The 15,527-nt window shown below is 75.9% G+C and carries 11 protein-coding genes; 4 read left to right on the top strand and 7 right to left on the bottom strand.

Annotated elements, in window-relative coordinates:
* Positions 1–223 precede the first annotated feature (223 nt).
* The gene (gene hpt, locus ACQ452_RS26675; protein WP_433388341.1) at positions 224–799 is read right to left on the bottom strand and encodes a hypoxanthine phosphoribosyltransferase; all 576 of its coding nucleotides are present in this window, start codon (positions 797–799) and stop codon (positions 224–226) included.
* Between the two features lie 100 nt (positions 800–899).
* Positions 900–1,145, bottom strand: coding sequence for a hypothetical protein (locus ACQ452_RS26680; protein ID WP_433394499.1), 246 nt, complete (start codon positions 1,143–1,145; stop codon positions 900–902).
* A gap of 42 nt (positions 1,146–1,187) precedes the next feature.
* On the opposite strand from ACQ452_RS26680, the gene ACQ452_RS26685 reads away from it, so the two are divergent.
* Positions 1,188–2,147 (top strand): GlxA family transcriptional regulator, encoded by a 960-nt coding sequence (locus ACQ452_RS26685; RefSeq protein ID WP_433388343.1) that lies wholly within the window; start codon positions 1,188–1,190, stop codon positions 2,145–2,147.
* Positions 2,148–2,184: 37 nt separating this feature from the next.
* On the opposite strand, the gene ACQ452_RS26690 is transcribed toward ACQ452_RS26685, so the two are convergent.
* The 4 genes from ACQ452_RS26690 to dacB all read right to left on the bottom strand — a co-directional run bounded on the left by ACQ452_RS26690 (position 2,185) and on the right by dacB (position 7,472).
* Positions 2,185–3,819, bottom strand: coding sequence for a gamma-glutamyltransferase family protein (locus ACQ452_RS26690; protein ID WP_433388345.1), 1,635 nt, complete (start codon positions 3,817–3,819; stop codon positions 2,185–2,187).
* A gap of 70 nt (positions 3,820–3,889) precedes the next feature.
* Positions 3,890–4,882 (bottom strand): tRNA lysidine(34) synthetase TilS, encoded by a 993-nt coding sequence (tilS, locus tag ACQ452_RS26695; RefSeq protein WP_433388347.1) that lies wholly within the window; start codon positions 4,880–4,882, stop codon positions 3,890–3,892.
* A gap of 16 nt (positions 4,883–4,898) precedes the next feature.
* Positions 4,899–5,963 (bottom strand): zinc-dependent metalloprotease, encoded by a 1,065-nt coding sequence (locus ACQ452_RS26700; protein WP_433388348.1) that lies wholly within the window; start codon positions 5,961–5,963, stop codon positions 4,899–4,901.
* A 69-nt stretch (positions 5,964–6,032) separates the two neighbouring features.
* Positions 6,033–7,472, bottom strand: coding sequence for a D-alanyl-D-alanine carboxypeptidase/D-alanyl-D-alanine endopeptidase (dacB, locus tag ACQ452_RS26705; RefSeq protein WP_433388350.1), 1,440 nt, complete (start codon positions 7,470–7,472; stop codon positions 6,033–6,035).
* Positions 7,473–8,013: 541 nt separating this feature from the next.
* Here dacB and ACQ452_RS26710 point away from each other — a divergent pair.
* Positions 8,014–8,520, top strand: a complete 507-nt coding sequence (locus ACQ452_RS26710; RefSeq protein ID WP_433388352.1) for an inorganic diphosphatase — start codon at positions 8,014–8,016, stop codon at positions 8,518–8,520.
* A gap of 31 nt (positions 8,521–8,551) precedes the next feature.
* Here ACQ452_RS26710 and eccD read toward each other — a convergent pair whose 3' ends face one another.
* Positions 8,552–9,952 carry a type VII secretion integral membrane protein EccD gene (eccD, locus tag ACQ452_RS26715; protein ID WP_433388354.1) on the bottom strand — a complete coding sequence of 467 codons (1,401 nt, stop codon included), beginning with the start codon at positions 9,950–9,952 and terminating at the stop codon, positions 8,552–8,554.
* A 101-nt stretch (positions 9,953–10,053) separates the two neighbouring features.
* On the opposite strand from eccD, the gene eccCa reads away from it, so the two are divergent.
* On the top strand, positions 10,054–14,037 hold the full coding sequence (gene eccCa, locus ACQ452_RS26720; RefSeq protein WP_433388355.1) for a type VII secretion protein EccCa: 3,984 nt from the start codon (positions 10,054–10,056) through the stop codon (positions 14,035–14,037).
* Positions 14,038–14,111: 74 nt separating this feature from the next.
* Complete coding sequence (gene mycP, locus ACQ452_RS26725; RefSeq protein ID WP_433388357.1) at positions 14,112–15,506, top strand: type VII secretion-associated serine protease mycosin; 1,395 nt, start codon at positions 14,112–14,114, stop codon at positions 15,504–15,506.
* Positions 15,507–15,527: the final 21 nt, after the last annotated feature.

A 15,527-nucleotide genomic window follows, 5' to 3' on the forward strand; every position in this document is an offset into this window, starting at 1 on the left:
GCGTAGGGCGAACCGGGTCCAACCGGTGTGACGGGAACTCCCACCCGTCCTCCCGTCCGCCCTGCGGGGCGGGTTCGGGGGGTCGGGTGCGGAGAAAGCCTCCACGCCACCGGCTATACCGTAGACCGGTTCGCTGGGAGCCCGCTGAACGTCCGCTCGATGATCGCCGATGCGAGCGCGGCTCAGGCCGGAGCGGGAGGGCCCGGCCCGGGTGGGGAGGGGCTCAGGCCCGGGCGTACACCTCGGGCTTGAGCACGCCGACGTAGGGCAGTTCGCGGTAGCGCTCGCCGAAGTCGAGGCCGTAGCCGACGACGAACTCGGTCGGGATGTCGAAGCCGACGTACTTCACCGGCACCGGCACCCTGACCGCGTCGGGCTTGCGGAACAGCGCGACCACCTCGACGCTCGCGGCCGAGCGGGACTCCAGGTAGCGCAGCAGCCAGGACAGGGTCAGGCCGGAGTCGACGATGTCCTCGACCACGACCACGTGCCGTCCGGCGATGTCCCGGTCCAGGTCCTTGAGGATGCGGACCACCCCCGAGGAGGTGGTGCCCTGGCCGTAGGACGAGATGGCCATGAAGTCCAGCTCGGCGGGCGGCCCGCTGCGACCCAGCGCCCGGGCGAAGTCGGCCATGAACATCACCGCGCCCTTGAGGACGCAGACCAGCAGGAGCCCGTCATCGACGTGGGCGTAGTCCGCCGAGACCTGCTTGGCGAGTTCCGCGGTCTTCTCGCGGATCTGCGCCTCGGAGATGATCACGTGGTCGATGTCGGCGTCGTACCAGGAGCCGTCAGCCATGCTCCTAGCCTGCCGTACGCCGGATGGTCTCCGTCGGCGGGGCCGCCCCTTTTGGGCACGGTCCCACCCCGGACAAAAGTTACGCAGTGCGTCAATCACCTCAGCAGGCACGTGACCGCCAGCGGCGGCCGTCCTCGGAGGGCTTCCAGTCGGCCGAGTCCCGGCTGTCGGTGGTGATGCCGGCGGCCGAGGCCACGGCCAGGACGACGAGGAAGAGGACGAAGAGCAGGATCTCCATGGCGGCGCTCGCTTTCGCGTGGTTGATGTCGTTTTCGCCGCCGGTGCGCACCGGGCTGACACCAGTTTCCGCCGCCTCCCACCACCCGGACAGCGGCAGGAACGCCACTCGCCCTCGATTTCCTGCCACCCGCGCGGTTACCCTCGTCACATGCTCAGATCGGTCGCCGTCCTCGCCCTCGACGGGGTCGCCACGTTCGAGCTCGGCGTCCTCGCCGAGGTCTTCGGGACCGACCGCACCGCCGACGGATTCCCCGAGATCCGCTTCCAGGTGTGCGGCCCCGACGGGGCCCAGGTCCGCACGTCATCGGGCTTCCACCTCACCCCGCACGCGGACCTCGGCCCGCTCGACGACGCCGACCTCGTCGCCGTGCCGGCCCACCAGCACGGCACCGTGGTGCCGGCCGCCGCGCTCGCCGCGCTGCGCCGGGCCGCCGACCGGGGGGCCTACATCTTCAGCGTCTGCTCCGGGGCGTTCGTGCTCGGCGAGGCCGGCCTGCTCGACGACCGGGAGTGCACCACCCACTGGCGCTACGTCGACGAACTGCAGAGCCGCCACCCGAGCGCCAGGGTCCGCGGCAACTCGCTCTACGTACAGGACGGGCGGCTGCTCACCAGCGCGGGCACGGCGGCCGGCATCGACGCCTGCCTGCACCTGGTCCGCCAGGAGCACGGCTCGGCGACCGCCACCCGGCTGGCGCGCCGGATGGTCGTCCCCCCGCACCGCGACGGCGGGCAGGCACAGTACGTCGAGGCGCCCATCCCCAGGACCCCGCAGGCGCCGACCCTGGAGCCCGTGCTCGAGTGGCTGATGGGGCACCTGGACCGCCCGGTCACCGTCGACGAGCTGGCCGCGCGGGCGGAGATGTCACCGCGCACGTTCGCCCGGCGCTTCCGCGCCGAGACCGGCACCACGCCCCACGACTGGCTGACCAACCAGCGGGTGCTGCTGGCCCGACGCCTGCTGGAGGAGACCGGGCTCAGCGTCGAAACCGTCGCCGACCGGGCCGGCTTCGGCGACTCGGCGGCGCTGCGGCACCACTTCGCCCGCCGGGTCGGCGCCACCCCGCACGTCTACCGAAACACGTTCCGCGACCGGGCGCGGGCCTGACCGGGGATCGACGACCGGCCGCCGGCCGGGGAACGGGTCACCAGCCGGCCGCCCCACCGCCTATCCGAGGCTCGGAGCCGACGGCGTACCCGCCGTCCGGCAGCCGCCAGATCGCCTGCCCGTGACCGAAGACCGCCGGCTCCCGCGCCACCGCGACCTCGTGGCCCCGGGCCCGCAACTCGGCGAGCACCGCCCGCCCCTCGGCGGTGGCGACCAGCTCCGGCTCGACCAGCACCGAACGGCCGGCGTGCCAGTACCAGCGCGGCGCGTCGAGGGCCGCCTGCGGGTCGAGCCCGTCGTCCAGGGTCGCCGAGACCAACTGCACGTGCCCCTGCGGCTGCATGTGCCCGCCCATCACCCCGAACGGACCCACGGGCCGGCCGTCCCGGGTCAGGAAGCCGGGGATGATGGTGTGGAACGGCCGCTTTCCCGGCCCCACGACGTTCGGATGGGCAGGGTCGAGGCGGAACCCCAGCCCTCGGTTCTGCAGGGCGAAACCGTGCCCGGGCAGCACCACGCGCGAGCCGAAGGCCAGGTAGGTCGACTGGATCAGGCTGACCATCATGCCGCCGGCGTCGGCCGTGCAGAGATAGACGGTGCCGCCGCGCTCCGGGTCGCCGGCCGTCGGCTCCCCGGCCCGCTCCGTGATCAGCGCGCGCCGGGCCGCCGCGTACGCCGGGGAGAGCAACGCCGCCGTCGGGACCGCGACCCGCTCCGGGTCGGCGACGTGGGCGTGCGCGTCGGCGAAGCCGAGCTTCATCGCCTCGATCCGCCGGTGCAGGCGCTCCGCCGGCGACAGCCCGGCGAGGTCCGTCCCCGCCAGGATGTGCAACGCCAGCAGCGCGGCGACGCCCTGCCCGTTGGGGGGCAGCTCCCACACCTCGTGATCCCGGTAGCGGGCTGACACCGGAGACACCCAGGTCGAGGTGTGCCGGGCCAGGTCGTCGCCGGTGAGCAGGCCCCCGGTGCGGGCCGCGTGCGCGGCCAGGGCCGCCGCGATGCCGCCCCGGTAGAAGTCCTCCGCGCCGGTGTCGGCGATCAGCCGCAGGGTCCGGGCCGCGTCCGGGTTGCGCCACCGCTGTCCGGCCCGCGGCGCCCGACCGCCGGGCGCGAAGACCCGGTCGAACTCCGCACCGGTCCCCCCGGCCGGTGCGGCGAGCGCACGGGACCAGATCCCCGCCACGCCGGCGGAGACCGGGTGCCCGTGCTCGGCGTAGCCGATGGCGTCGGCGAAGAGTTCGGCGAAGGGCAGCGAGCCGAACCGGTCGTGCAGGTCGCGCCAGCCGGCCGGCGCACCGGGCACGGTCACCGGCAGCCAACCCCGGGCGGGCATCGCCGGCCCGGCCCGCTGCGCGCCCCCCAGCGCTTCGACCGGGGCCGCGCCGCGTTCCCCGGCGGCGGCGAGCACCAGCTCGCGGGTCAGGGCCGCCGGGGACCGGCCGGAGGCGTTCAGGCCGTGCAGCCGCTCGCCGTCCCAGACGATCGCGAAGAGGTCGCCGCCGATGTCGTTGGACGGGGGCTGCACCACGGTGAGGGTGATCGCGGTGGCCAGCGCCGCGTCGACGGCGTTGCCGCCGCGACGCAGCACGGCCAGGCCGGCGGCCGCGGCCAGCGGCTGGCTCGTCGCCACCGCTCCGTGCGGCGCGAAGAGCGGCTGTCGGGGGTACGCCATGCGCCATGTCTACCGCCTCGCGGCGGCTCCCGCGGCCCCGCACCCCACCTCTGCTCCGGCGCCCCGACGGTCAGCGGGGATCGACGCAGGTGAGCCGGCCGTCGCGGCGCAGCACCCGCAGCCCGCCCGGCAGGTGCGCCGCCCCCTGCCCGCGCCAGCCCGTGACCAGCGTGTCCAGGGCTGTCACGTGCCGGTGCGACAGGGCGGTGGGCGGGGCGCCCAGCTCCCGGGCCCAGGCGTGCAGCACCCGGCCGCGCACGGCGGGCGGCAGGCCGGCAAGCGCCCGCACCGCGAGCCCGCCGTCGGGGTGGCGGGCGTCGGCCAGGGCGGCGTCGGCTGCCTCGTCGAGGACGGCGTTGTCCGCCGCCACCAGCCGCGCGGTCCGGGCCAGGTTGTCGAGCACCCCCGGCCCGAGCGCGCGGACGAGGGCGGGCAGCACGTCGGCCCGGACCCGGGCCCGGGCGTACGACGGGTCGGCGTTGTGCGGGTCGTCCCAGGGGCGCAGCCCGAGCAGCGCGCACGCCGCGCGGGTCTGCTCCCGACCCACCTCGAGCAGCGGACGCAGCAGCGGCACCCCGTCGAGGTCCCGCCGGGCGGGCATCCCGGCCAGGCCACGCGGGCCGGCACCCCGGGCGAGCGCCAGCAGCACGGTCTCCGCCTGGTCGTCCCGGGTGTGCCCGGTGAGCAGGGCCGCCGCGCCGAGTCGGTCGGCCACCTCCGCCAGCGCCCGGTAGCGGGCCTCGCGGGCTGCCGCCTCGGGTCCGCCCGGCCGCCCGGCCACCTCGACCCGCACCGACTCGGCCGGCGACAGGCCGGCCTCGCCGGCCCACGTGACCACCGCCGCGGCCCGCCACGCCGAGCCCTCCTGCAGGCCGTGGTCGACCGTCACGAGACCCGCGGCGCGACCCAGCCGGGGCGCCACGAACGCGACGGACGCGGCCAGCGCGAGCGAGTCGGCCCCGCCCGAGCAGGCGACCAGCACCGGACCGGAGGGCGTCAGGTCGGTCAGCGCGCGGCGGACCGCGACCCGGATCGCGGCCACCGGCGGGGCGAGTGCGGCCACGGGCGTCGTCGCCCGGTCAGCCGACGACCGGGCCGACCGGCCCGTGCACCCTCGCCACCCAGGCGTCCGGGTCTTCGATCTCCTCGAGCCGGGGCAGGGTGAGCGGCGAGCCGAAGATCTTGTTGAAGCCCGCCATGCCGACCCGGTCGACCACGTTGTGCACGAACTTGCGGCCCTCGGCGTACTGGCGCATCTTGACCTCCATGCCGAGCAGCCGGCGGATGGCCTTCTCCAGCGGGTTGCCGGCCTGCCGGCGGCGGGTGAACGCCGCCCGGATCCGCTCGACGCTCGGCACCACCTGCGGGCCGACGCCGTCCATCACGAACTCGGCGTGCCCCTCCAGCAGGGTCATCAGCGCGGTGAGCCGGTCCAGCACGGCCCGCTGCGCCGGGGTCTGGACGATGTCCAGCACGCTGGTGCGGCTCTCCGGGTCCTTCACCGCGTCGGAGAGGGTGCTCACGCCGCGACGCAGCCGCTCCAGCAGGTGCTCGCCGCCGTTCGACGACGCGTCCACGAAGGCCTGGACCTCGCTGAGGAAGTAGGCCCGCAGCCACGGCACGGCGGTGAACTGGGTGCGGTGGGTCACCTCGTGCAGGCAGACCCAGAGCCGGAAGTCCCGGGGGTCGACGCCCAGCTTGCGCTCCACCTCGACGATGTTCGGCGCGACCAGCAGCAACTGCCCCGGGTCGGCGGAGAAGACCTCGTACTGGCCGAGGACCCGGCCGGAGAGGTACGCCAGCACGGTGCCGGTCTGCACGCCGGTGACCCGGGAGCCGATCGCCTCGGTCAACGCGCCCGGCTGCTTGTCGCTGGTGAGCCGGCCGACCAGCGGGGTGATCACCTCGCGCAGCCCGGCGATGTTGGTGGCCGCCCAGTCCCGCCGGTCGACCACCCGCACCGGCGGGTGGGACACCTGGGCGTGCAGGCCCGTGTAGTCCGCGACGTGCCCCGCCGCCTCGTCGGTCAGCCGCCGCAGTTCACCGACCACGTCGGTGGCCTCGGTGTACGTCACCCGGGGGCCCGACTTGCTCAGCGCCCCCGCGGTAGCGGCGGCCAGATCCCAGTCCACGAACTGCGCCATGCACCCCACCGTACCCGCGCGGCGACACCCCGGCCGGGCTGCCGCCCGGCGATCGACCCCGGTCGCGGGTCAGCGGCAGCCGCAGCCGGCCAGGGCGGCGCCGATGCGGTCCAGCGCCGCCCGGGCGTCCTTCAGCCCGTCCGGGGGGACGTCGTCGGTGAGCACCGCGAAGGTGAGCAGCCGCCCGTCGGCCGTGCTGACGAGGCCGGCGATGGCGTGGACCTTGGTCAGCGTTCCGGTCTTGGCGCGGACCGCGCCGGCGCCCGCCTTCGTCGCCGCCGTCGAGTACCTGCCGGCGAGGGTGCCGGACCAGTCGGCGACGGGCAGGCCACCGAAGATCGCGGCCAGCTCCGGGCGGCCACCGTCGCCGGCGACCGCGAGCAGGTCGGTGAGCAGTGAGGGGCTGATCCGGTTGCTGCGCGACAGGCCGCTGCCGTCGGCGAGGGTGAGTTCGTCGGCCGGCAGGCCGAGTTCCGCCGCCACCGCGTCCATCGCCGCGCCGGCGCCGACGAACGAGGCGGGCCGGTCGCGGGCCAGCGCGACCTGCCGGGCCAGCGCCTCGGCGATGATGTTGTCGCTGTCGCTGATCATCATGTCGACGAGCCGGACCATCGGCAGCGACTCCACCTTGCCCAGCTCCGCGCCGGGCCCGGGGGTCGCGGCGCCGGCGGCGGGGCCGGTGCCGCGCTTCACCGCGGCGTCCGGCACGCCCAGCAGCCGGGCGAAGGCCCGGCCGGCGGCGAGGTCGGGTTGGGAGACCCGCTCGGCCCAGTGGTTGCCGGCCGCGTGGTCCTTCCTGGCCCGGGTCACGTCGCTGCGGGCACCGTCGGTCATCAGCGCCGTGATCGGGCCGCCGTAGCCGCCGGTGGGGATGTCGTCGTCCCAGCCCGGCTCGAACACCGGGCCGGAGTAGAGCGACGAGTCGACGGTCACCTTCGTCGGCTTCGTGCCGCCCAGCGCGTCGCGCACCTGGCCGGCCAGGTCGTCCAGGCGGGCCGCGCCCGGGTAGAAGCCCTTCTTGTCCACCGCCAGCGTGGGGTCGCCACCACCGACGATCACCACCTCGCCCGGCGCCACGCCGGCCACCGCCCGGGTCGGGATGCGGTACGCCGGACCGCGCGCGGCGAGCACCGTGACCCCGGTGACCAGCTTGGTCACGGAGGCGGGCACCGTGCCGTCGTCCTCGCCCCGGCCGAACAGCGGCTGGCCGGTGGTCACATCCGCCACCGAGACGTGGACCCGGTCGCCGAGGGCCGGCACGCCCACGAGCGGGGCGAGCGCGGCGCGTACGCCCTCGGGGGTGGGCATCGGTGCGTTCGGGTCCGCGCCGGCCAGCACCGCCGAGGGCGCCGGTTCGGCCGGCTGTTCGGCGGTGGTCCCACGGCCGGCGGGCTCGGCGCCCAGCCAGCCCGCGACGGGGCCCGGCCGGACCACGGCGACCCCGACGGCGGCCAGGACCAGCACGAGCGCCGCCACCAGCACGACCGGCAGGGCCCGGCGGCGCGGCACGGCGGCGGCAGGAGCCGGGGCCTGGCCGGGGCGGGAAACCCCGCCGGCGGGACGGGCCGCGGCGGCGGCCCAGAGGTCGGTCGTCCCGGGCGGGGAGTCTCCACCGCCCGGCTGGGCCCGGCCACCGTCGCCCGGGGGCGGGCCGGCCGACGGGCCCCGCTCATCCGGCGGGGAGCCGGGCGTCGGGCCCCGCCCGCCAGGAGGGGCGGGCGTCAGGTCGCCGCCGGGGACCGGGCCGGGCGGGGGGCCGCCGGCCGGGGGCGCGGGCGGGCGGGAGGGGTGCGTGCCGGGCACCGGGAACCGCCCGGTGGCGCCGCCGGGAGCGGATCGCCCGGAAGCCGCCCCGGCATCGGAACCCGGACGATAGTGTGAATCTTCCCTCCCCACGACCCCCTCCTCCCCCGCGAAAATCTGCTTGGGTGACACTACTTCGGTCCGAACACTATGCGGCGGCCGGAGCCTGCGGGTGGGCAAACACCCCCACGGGACGGCGGGCCGCTGGTTTCCGTTGGCCAGCGTGGGCAGACGAGGGAGCGTGCAGATGGATTTCGACGTGACGGTTGAGATCCCCAAGGGTCACCGCAACAAGTACGAGGTCGACCACGCGACCGGCCGGATCCGGCTGGACCGCACCCTCTTCACCTCCACCCAGTACCCGGCCGACTACGGCTTCATCGAGGGCACGCTGGGCGAGGACGGCGACCCGCTGGACGCGCTCGTGCTGGTGCCCGAGCCGACCTTCCCGGGTTGCCTCATCCGGTGCCGCACCATCGGCATGTTCCGGATGACGGACGAGAAGGGCGGCGACGACAAGGTGCTCTGCGTGCCCTACGAGGACCCGCGCCAGGAGCACCTGCGCGACATCCACCACCTCGGCGAGTTCGACCGGCTGGAGATCCAGCACTTCTTCGAGGTCTACAAGGACCTGGAGCCCGGCAAGTCGGTCGAGGGCGCCACGTGGGTGGGGCGGATCGAGGCCGAGGCGGAGGTCGTGGCGTCGTACCAGCGCGCCAGGGACGCCGAGGCGCGCGGCGAGTCCGCGCACTGACCCACCGGACGCCGACGGGCCCGGGGGCCGCTCAGCCGAGCAGCCCCCGGGCCCGTTCGTACAGGCCGAGCACGGCACAGGCGACGGGCACCACCGACACCACCAGGGCCGTGTCGGTCAGGTCCGCGACCCGCCCGACGTACGGCGACACCGGCCGGCGGGCGTACGTGGCTCCGGCGGTCACCGTCACGAGAGCCAACGCCAGCCCGCCGACGACCAGCGCGAGGCGGCCGGTCGGCCCGGACCGGCCGACGAGCACCGCGCCCAGCACGGCGAACCCGGCGAGCCCGGCGACGACGGTCGGCACCCGGTGCCGCAGGGACACGAACAGCCGGGAGCGGAGCAGCAGCACCGCCCCGGCGACCGCCACCAGCAGCCGGCCGGCCGTCCCGCCGGAGAGCCCCAGCACCACGGCGGTGCCGACCGTCAGCACGGCGTGCCCGAGCAGCATCCCGGTGAGCATCTCCTCGGTGCGGGCCACCGCCGCGTAGACCCGGTCCCGGTCGGGCAGGTCGCGGGCCCGGTCGGCGCCCTCCAGCTCGCCCGTGGGCAGGGTGATCGGGGGCAGCGGCACCTTGCCGAGCCGGATGGCCAGCAGCGGCACCACCCCCACGGCGAAGACCAGCACGCAGAGCAGGACCGCCGCCGTGCCGGCCGGACCGAGCAGGAGGCCGCCGAGCGCGGCCAGCGCGCCGACGAACCCGGTGGTGGCGCCCGCCACGAAGACCCGGAGGCGGGCGGCCACGCCGACCAGCCCGAGCACCGACACCAGCAGCAGCGCCACCGAGCCGGCCAGCAGCTCGGGCGCCCCGATCCAGCGCAGCCCCGGCAGTGGCCCGACCGGGTCGCCGGAGCTGACCGCGAGGGCGCCCGCCGCGGCCGCGTACGGCAGGGCGTAGCCACCCAGGGTCGCGCCGGCCGGGCCGTCGGCGTGGGCGCGGGACGCCACCACCCCGGCGAGGGTGAGCAGCAGCGCCACCACGGCGGCGACCGGCCAGGCCGCCTCGCGCGCCGACCCGCCGAGGGTGACGGCGAGCAGCCCGACGGCCAGCGGCACGGCCGCCCCGGCCAGGGCGGCGGCCCGGGTGGCGGCCGGTGACCAGGCCCCGCCGCGCCGCCGGGCGCCGTCGGCGATCGCCTCGACCACGTCGTCGTACTCCAGCTCGGGCCACTGGGCGCGGGCCGGCACGAGGTGCAGCACCTCGCCGTCGCGGACCCCCTGCGGCAGCAGCGCCTGGGCGGTGGTCAGCACCGCCCCGTCGGTGCGCCGCAGCACCCAGCCGCCGTGCCGTTCGCCGTCGTCGGCGAGCCCCTCGCCGGCGTGACGCAGCACCTCGGGCAGCAGCTCGGCGAGGGGCACCTGCTCGGGCAGGGCGACGTCCACGCGCCGCTGGGGGGCGCTGATGGTGACCCGGGCAAGCCCGATCGTCATCGACTCATCTCCATCCTCGGCGGCGTTGGTGGCTGCGCGGACGACAGGACTTTACCTACCATGAGCCAGGCTCGGGTTACCGAGCGCTGTCAGGAGGTCGAGTGTCCACCGTCGTCATCAAGCGGCCACCCCGCCGACCCGCGCCGGAGATCCCGGTGGGCGAGCTGCCGGTGGACGCCCCGCCGGAGATCCCCGCCGTCGCCGGCGGACGCTGGCAGCAGCTGCTCATGGTGCTGCCCATGCTCGGCGGCACGGTGGCCATGGCGATGATGTTCGGCCGGGGCGGGGGCGCATACTCCTACGTCGTCGGTGGGATGTTCGGGCTCTCCTCGCTGGCGATGCTGATGACCTCGTGGGGCAGTTCCTCCGGCACCCCCAAGAAGTCGGAGATGATGGCCGCCCGCCGGGAGTACCTGCGGCACCTGGCCGTGCTGCGGCGCCGGGTCCGGCAGACCGCCGGCCGGCAGCGCGCCGGGCTCTACTACCGGCACCCGGATCCCGGCCGGCTCTGGTCGACCGTCGACAGCCACCGGGTCTGGGAACGCCGCCCCGCCGACCCGGACTTCGCTGTGGTCCGGGTCGCCGTCGGCCCGCAGACCCTCGCCACCCCCCTGGTACCGCCGGTCACCCGCCCGCTCGAGGAGTTGGAACCGATGACCGCCGGCGCGCTGCGCCGGTTCCTGGACGCGTACTCCGTGGTGCCCGACCTGCCGGTGGCCCTCTCGCTGCGCAGCTTCGCCCGGGTCTTCGTCCGTGACGCCACCGCGGTCCCGGCCACCGACGGCCGACCCGCCGACCCGACGGCCGCCCAGGCACTGGCCCGGGCGATGCTCGCCCAGCTCGCGGTCTTCCACGCCCCGGACGAGCTGCTCGTCGCCGTCTGCGCCGGCCCGGAACGGCGGGCCGCCTGGGAGTGGGTCAAGTGGTTGCCGCACGCCCACCACCCCACCCGCACCGACGCCCTCGGCCCGGTCCGGCTGGTCACGAGCGCGGGCGCCGAACTGGAGGCGTTGCTGGACGACGTGCTGGCCAGCCGGTCCCGGTTCAGCCCCGCCGGCGCGGCCACCGACGGCCCGCACGTCGTGGTGGTGCTCGACGGGGGTGACCTGACGGGGGCCACCGACCTGACGGGGGACGGCGGCATCGACGCCGTGACGATCATCGACCTGGACACCCCGCCGCCGCGCCTGCTGGACCGGTTCGCGCTGCTGCTTGAGCTGCGCCGCGACCGGCTGCACTCCCACTCCGCGCAGGGGCACGCCGAGGTCGGCACGGCGGACCGGCTCGACCCCGTCGACGCGGAGGCCGTCGCCCGGCGGCTGGCCCCGCTGCGGCTGGCCACCGCCGCACGCGGCCCGGACGCCCCGCCGGGCGCGGAGCCGGGCCTGCCCGAGCTGCTCGGTCTCGGCGACCCGGAGAGCTTCACCGCCGAGCAGGGTTGGACGCCCCGGTCCACCCGGGAGCGGCTGCGGGTGCCGATCGGGGTGGGCGCCGACGGCGGCGCCATCGAGCTGGACCTGAAGGAGTCGGCGCAGGACGGGATGGGCCCGCACGGCCTGCTGATCGGGGCGACCGGCTCCGGCAAGTCCGAGCTGCTGCGCACCCTGGTGCTCGGGCTGGCCGCCACGCACAGCTCGGAGCAGCTCAACTTCGTGCTGGTCGACTTCAAGGGCGGCGCGACCTTCGCCTCCTTCGACCGGCTGCCGCACACCGCCGCCGTGATCACCAACCTGGCCGACGCGCTGCCGCTGGTCGACCGGATGGTCGACGCCATCAACGGCGAGCTGATGCGCCGCCAGGAGCTGCTGCGCCGGGCCGGCAGCTTCGCCAGCCTGCGCGACTACGAGCGGGCCCGCGCCGCCGGCAACCCGCTCGCCCCGCTGCCGTCGCTGCTGCTGATCTGCGACGAGTTCTCCGAGCTGCTCTCCGCCAAGCCGGACTTCATCGACCTGTTCGTGCAGATCGGTCGGCTGGGCCGGTCGCTGGGCGTGCACCTGCTGCTGGCGAGCCAGCGGCTGGAGGAGGGGCGGCTACGCGGACTCGACACCCACCTGTCGTACCGGATCGGGTTGCGGACCTTCTCGGCGCTGGAGTCGCGCACGGTGCTCGGGGTGCCCGACGCGCACGAACTGCCCCGCTCCCCCGGCCACGGCTACCTGCGCTTCGGCACCGAACCACTGATGCGGTTCAGGGCCGCGTACGTCTCGGGGGCGCTGCGCCGGCGCGGCACGGCAACGGGTGCGGGTGGCGCCGGGGCCCCGCGCCTGCTCGCCTTCTCCACCCACCTCGTGCCCGAGCCGGAGCCGGTCGGGCCGCCCGCCCTGCCCGCCGCCGCCGAGGAGGCCGGCACGCAGAGCCTGTTGGAGCTCATGGTCGACCGGCTGGCCGGGCAGGGACCGCCGGCCCACCAGGTCTGGCTCCCGCCGCTCGGCCGGGCGCCGGCGCTGGACGAGCTGCTCGGGCCGATCGGCGTCGATCCGGCGCGGGGCCTCACCTTCGGCAACCCCGAGCTGCACGGCGCCCTCCAGGTGCCGGTCGCGGTGGTCGACAAGCCCTTCGAGCAGCGGCGCGACCTGCTCTGGCTGGCGCTGGACGGCGCCGCCGGCCACGTCGCGGTGATCGGGGCGCCGCAGAGCGGCAAGTCGACAGCGCTGCGCACGCTGATCTGTGCCCTGGCGCTCACCCACACTCCCGCCGAGGTGCAGGTGTACTGCCTCGACTTCGGTGGCGGCGGGCTGCCCGCGCTGCGCGACCTGCCGCACGTGGGCGGGGTCACCGGGCGCGCGGACCCGACGGCCGTCCGGCGCACGGTCGGCGAGATCGCCACCCTGTTGGTCGACCGGGAGCGGCGCTTCGCCGAGCTGGGCGTGGAGTCGATGGCCGCCTGGCGGCAGCGCCGGGCCGCGCTGGCGGGCACCGACCAGCCCGGTGCCGACCCGTTCGGCGACGTGTTCCTGGTGGTGGACGGCTGGACGACCCTGCGCGGCGAGTACGACGACCTGGAGCCCCTCATCACCGACCTGGCCACCCGGGGCCTGTCGTACGGGGTGCACGTGGTGGCGACGGCGGTGCGCTGGCTGGACTTCCGGCCGGCCATCCGGGACCTCTTCGGTTCCCGCTTGGAGTTGCGCCTCGGCGACCCGGCGGACTCGTTGGTGGCCCGCCGGGCGGCGGCGAACGTGCCGGAGAAGACCCCTGGCCGGGGCATCACCGCGCAGAGCCTGCACTTCCTCACCGCGCTGCCGCAGCTGGCCGCCTCGGGCGGCGACGTGACGGAGCTGGTGAGGCGGTCCGCCGAGGGCTGGAGCGGCCCGGTCGCGCCGCCGGTGCGGCTGCTCCCGCCGGTGCTCCCGTACGCCGAGCTGGACCTGGAGGCGACAGGCGGCCTGCGCATCCCGGTGGGGATCGCCGAGGCGGACCTGCGCCCGGTGGTGCTGGACTTCGCCACCGAACCGCACTTCGTGGTCTTCGGCGACGCCGAGTGCGGCAAGTCGTCGTTCCTGCGGGCGTTGGCCACCTCGATCACGACCCGGTTCACCCCGGAGCAGGCCCGGGTGATCCTGGTCGACTACCGCCGCAGCCTGGTCGACTTCACCGAGTCGGCGTCGCCGCACCTCATCGGGTACGGCTCCGCCGCCGCGCACACCACAGACCTGATCGAGTCGGCCGCCGGCTACATGGCGGCCCGGGCGCCCGGGCCGGAGGTCACGCCCGCCCAGTTGCGGCAGCGGTCCTGGTGGTCCGGGCCGGAGCTGTTCGTGCTGGTCGACGACTACGACCTGGTCGCCAGCGGGCCGGTCAACCCGCTGCGGGCCCTGGAGGAGCATCTGCCGCACGCCCGGGACGTCGGGTTGCACCTGGTGCTGGTCCGCCGTTCGGGCGGTGCCGGGCGGGCCCAGTACGAGCCGCTCGTGCAGCGCCTGCGCGAGCTCTCCACGGCGGGGTTGGTGATGGCGGGCAGCCCCGACGAGGGGGCGTTGGTCGGTCCGGTCAAGCCCGGCCCGCTGCCCCCGGGACGGGGCCGGCTGGTCACCCGACGCGAGGGCGTGCGCCTGGTCCAGTTGGCCCACCTGCCGTCGCCGTGACCGGTGTCCCTGGAACAGCCCCGTCGCGTGGGAGGAACCGGTAATCTCCGATCGTCATGTTTGCGTCGCGATCAATGCCTGAGGATGTGACGACCGTGCGGCACAGCTGTCCGCCAGTGGCTCGGCGGATCGCCGGACCCGCGTTGCTCGGTGTCGCTGTCGCCGTCGTGTCGGTCGCGGTTCCGGTCACGGCGGCCGGCGCCGCCCCCCGGCAGCCCGCCGCCCGGGTGCTCGCGCGCCCGGTCGCCGCCGTGCCGGTGCCGCTCGCGGCCCCCGGCGGCAAGGACCGCCCCGACCGGGTCCGCGACGAGCAGTGGCAGCTCGACGCGTTGGGGGCAAAGGCCGCGTGGCGCATTTCCACCGGGCGCGGCGTCACGGTCGCGGTGGTCGACTCCGGCGTGGACGCCACCCATCCCGACCTGGCCGGCCAGGTGCTGCCCGGCTACGACCTGGTCGTCTCCGCCGGTTCGGCCGACGACCCCGACCCGGTCGGCCACGGCACCACAGTGGCGGGGTTGATCGCCGGCCGCAACGACGACAAGCGGGGGGCCGTCGGCCTGGCGCCGGACGCCCGGATCCTCCCCGTCCGCGTCCTCGACGCCGAGAACCGCTACGACGACGCGCTGATCGTCGCCAAAGGTGTGCGCTGGGCCGTCGACAACGGCGCGCAGGTGATCAACCTGTCCCTCGGCGGCGGCGGCGACAGCCCCGCCCTCGCCGCCGCGCTCGACTACGCCTTCGCCCGGGACGTCGTCGTGGTCGCCTGCACCGGCAACCTGGACACCTCGTCCAACGCGAAGGTCTGGTACCCGGCCCGTGAGCCGGGCGTCATCGCGGTCGCCGGGTCGGAGCGCGACACCGACAACCTCTGGTCCGGTTCGATCACCGGACGGGCCACGGTGCTCACCGCCCCCGCCACCGGCCTGGTCGGCGCCCGGCCGGGCGGCTACTGGCGGGTGCAGGGCACCAGCTTCGCGGCGCCGCTGGTCGCCGCCACCGCCGCGCTGGTGCGGGCCCGCTACCCGCAGATGTCCGCCGGCGACGTGGTCAACCGGCTGCTCACCACCGCCCGCGACATCGGCCCCGACGGCCGTGACGACCGCTTCGGGTACGGGATGGTCGACCCGGTCGCCGCGCTGGACGCCCCGGTGAGCCCGGTGGGCCGCAACCCGCTGGACGACGATTCCTCGCCGGGCGTGGTGGGGTTCGGTCCGGCTCCGGGTGCGACCCGACCGGATGCCGCGGGGGCGGGCGGCGAACCGCGTGGCTTCTCCGGCCCGCACCAGCGCTCCGGATGGGCGGCGCAGTCGGCGGGCACCCCGACCCAGGATCCCGCGCCGGTGCCGTGGTGGACGGCGACCGCCTTCTTCGCCGCCCTGCTGACCGGGGCGCTGCTGCTGCGCAGCCGGACTGCCCGGACCGGCTGGCCGCCCCGGCTCGGGGGTCGACGGGGGCGCACCCAGGTCTGACCGGACCGGGCGGGGGGTAGA

Origin of the sequence: Micromonospora sp. KLBMP9576 (assembly GCF_050941805.1) — a bacterium.
In the GTDB taxonomy this organism is placed as follows: Bacteria; Actinomycetota; Actinomycetes; order Mycobacteriales; family Micromonosporaceae; genus Micromonospora.

Excerpts from the sequence above, each read along its gene's own strand:
- ACQ452_RS26700 (WP_433388348.1), bottom strand. The coding sequence starts at position 5,963 with ATGGCGCAGTTCGTGGACTGGGATCTGGCCGCCGCTACCGCGGGGGCG.
- mycP (WP_433388357.1), top strand. The coding sequence starts at position 14,112 with ATGCCTGAGGATGTGACGACCGTGCGGCACAGCTGTCCGCCAGTGGCT.
- ACQ452_RS26710 (WP_433388352.1), top strand. The coding sequence starts at position 8,014 with ATGGATTTCGACGTGACGGTTGAGATCCCCAAGGGTCACCGCAACAAG.
- ACQ452_RS26685 (WP_433388343.1), top strand. The coding sequence starts at position 1,188 with ATGCTCAGATCGGTCGCCGTCCTCGCCCTCGACGGGGTCGCCACGTTC.
- eccD (WP_433388354.1), bottom strand. The coding sequence starts at position 9,952 with ATGACGATCGGGCTTGCCCGGGTCACCATCAGCGCCCCCCAGCGGCGC.
- ACQ452_RS26690 (WP_433388345.1), bottom strand. The coding sequence starts at position 3,819 with ATGGCGTACCCCCGACAGCCGCTCTTCGCGCCGCACGGAGCGGTGGCG.
- hpt (WP_433388341.1), bottom strand. The coding sequence starts at position 799 with ATGGCTGACGGCTCCTGGTACGACGCCGACATCGACCACGTGATCATC.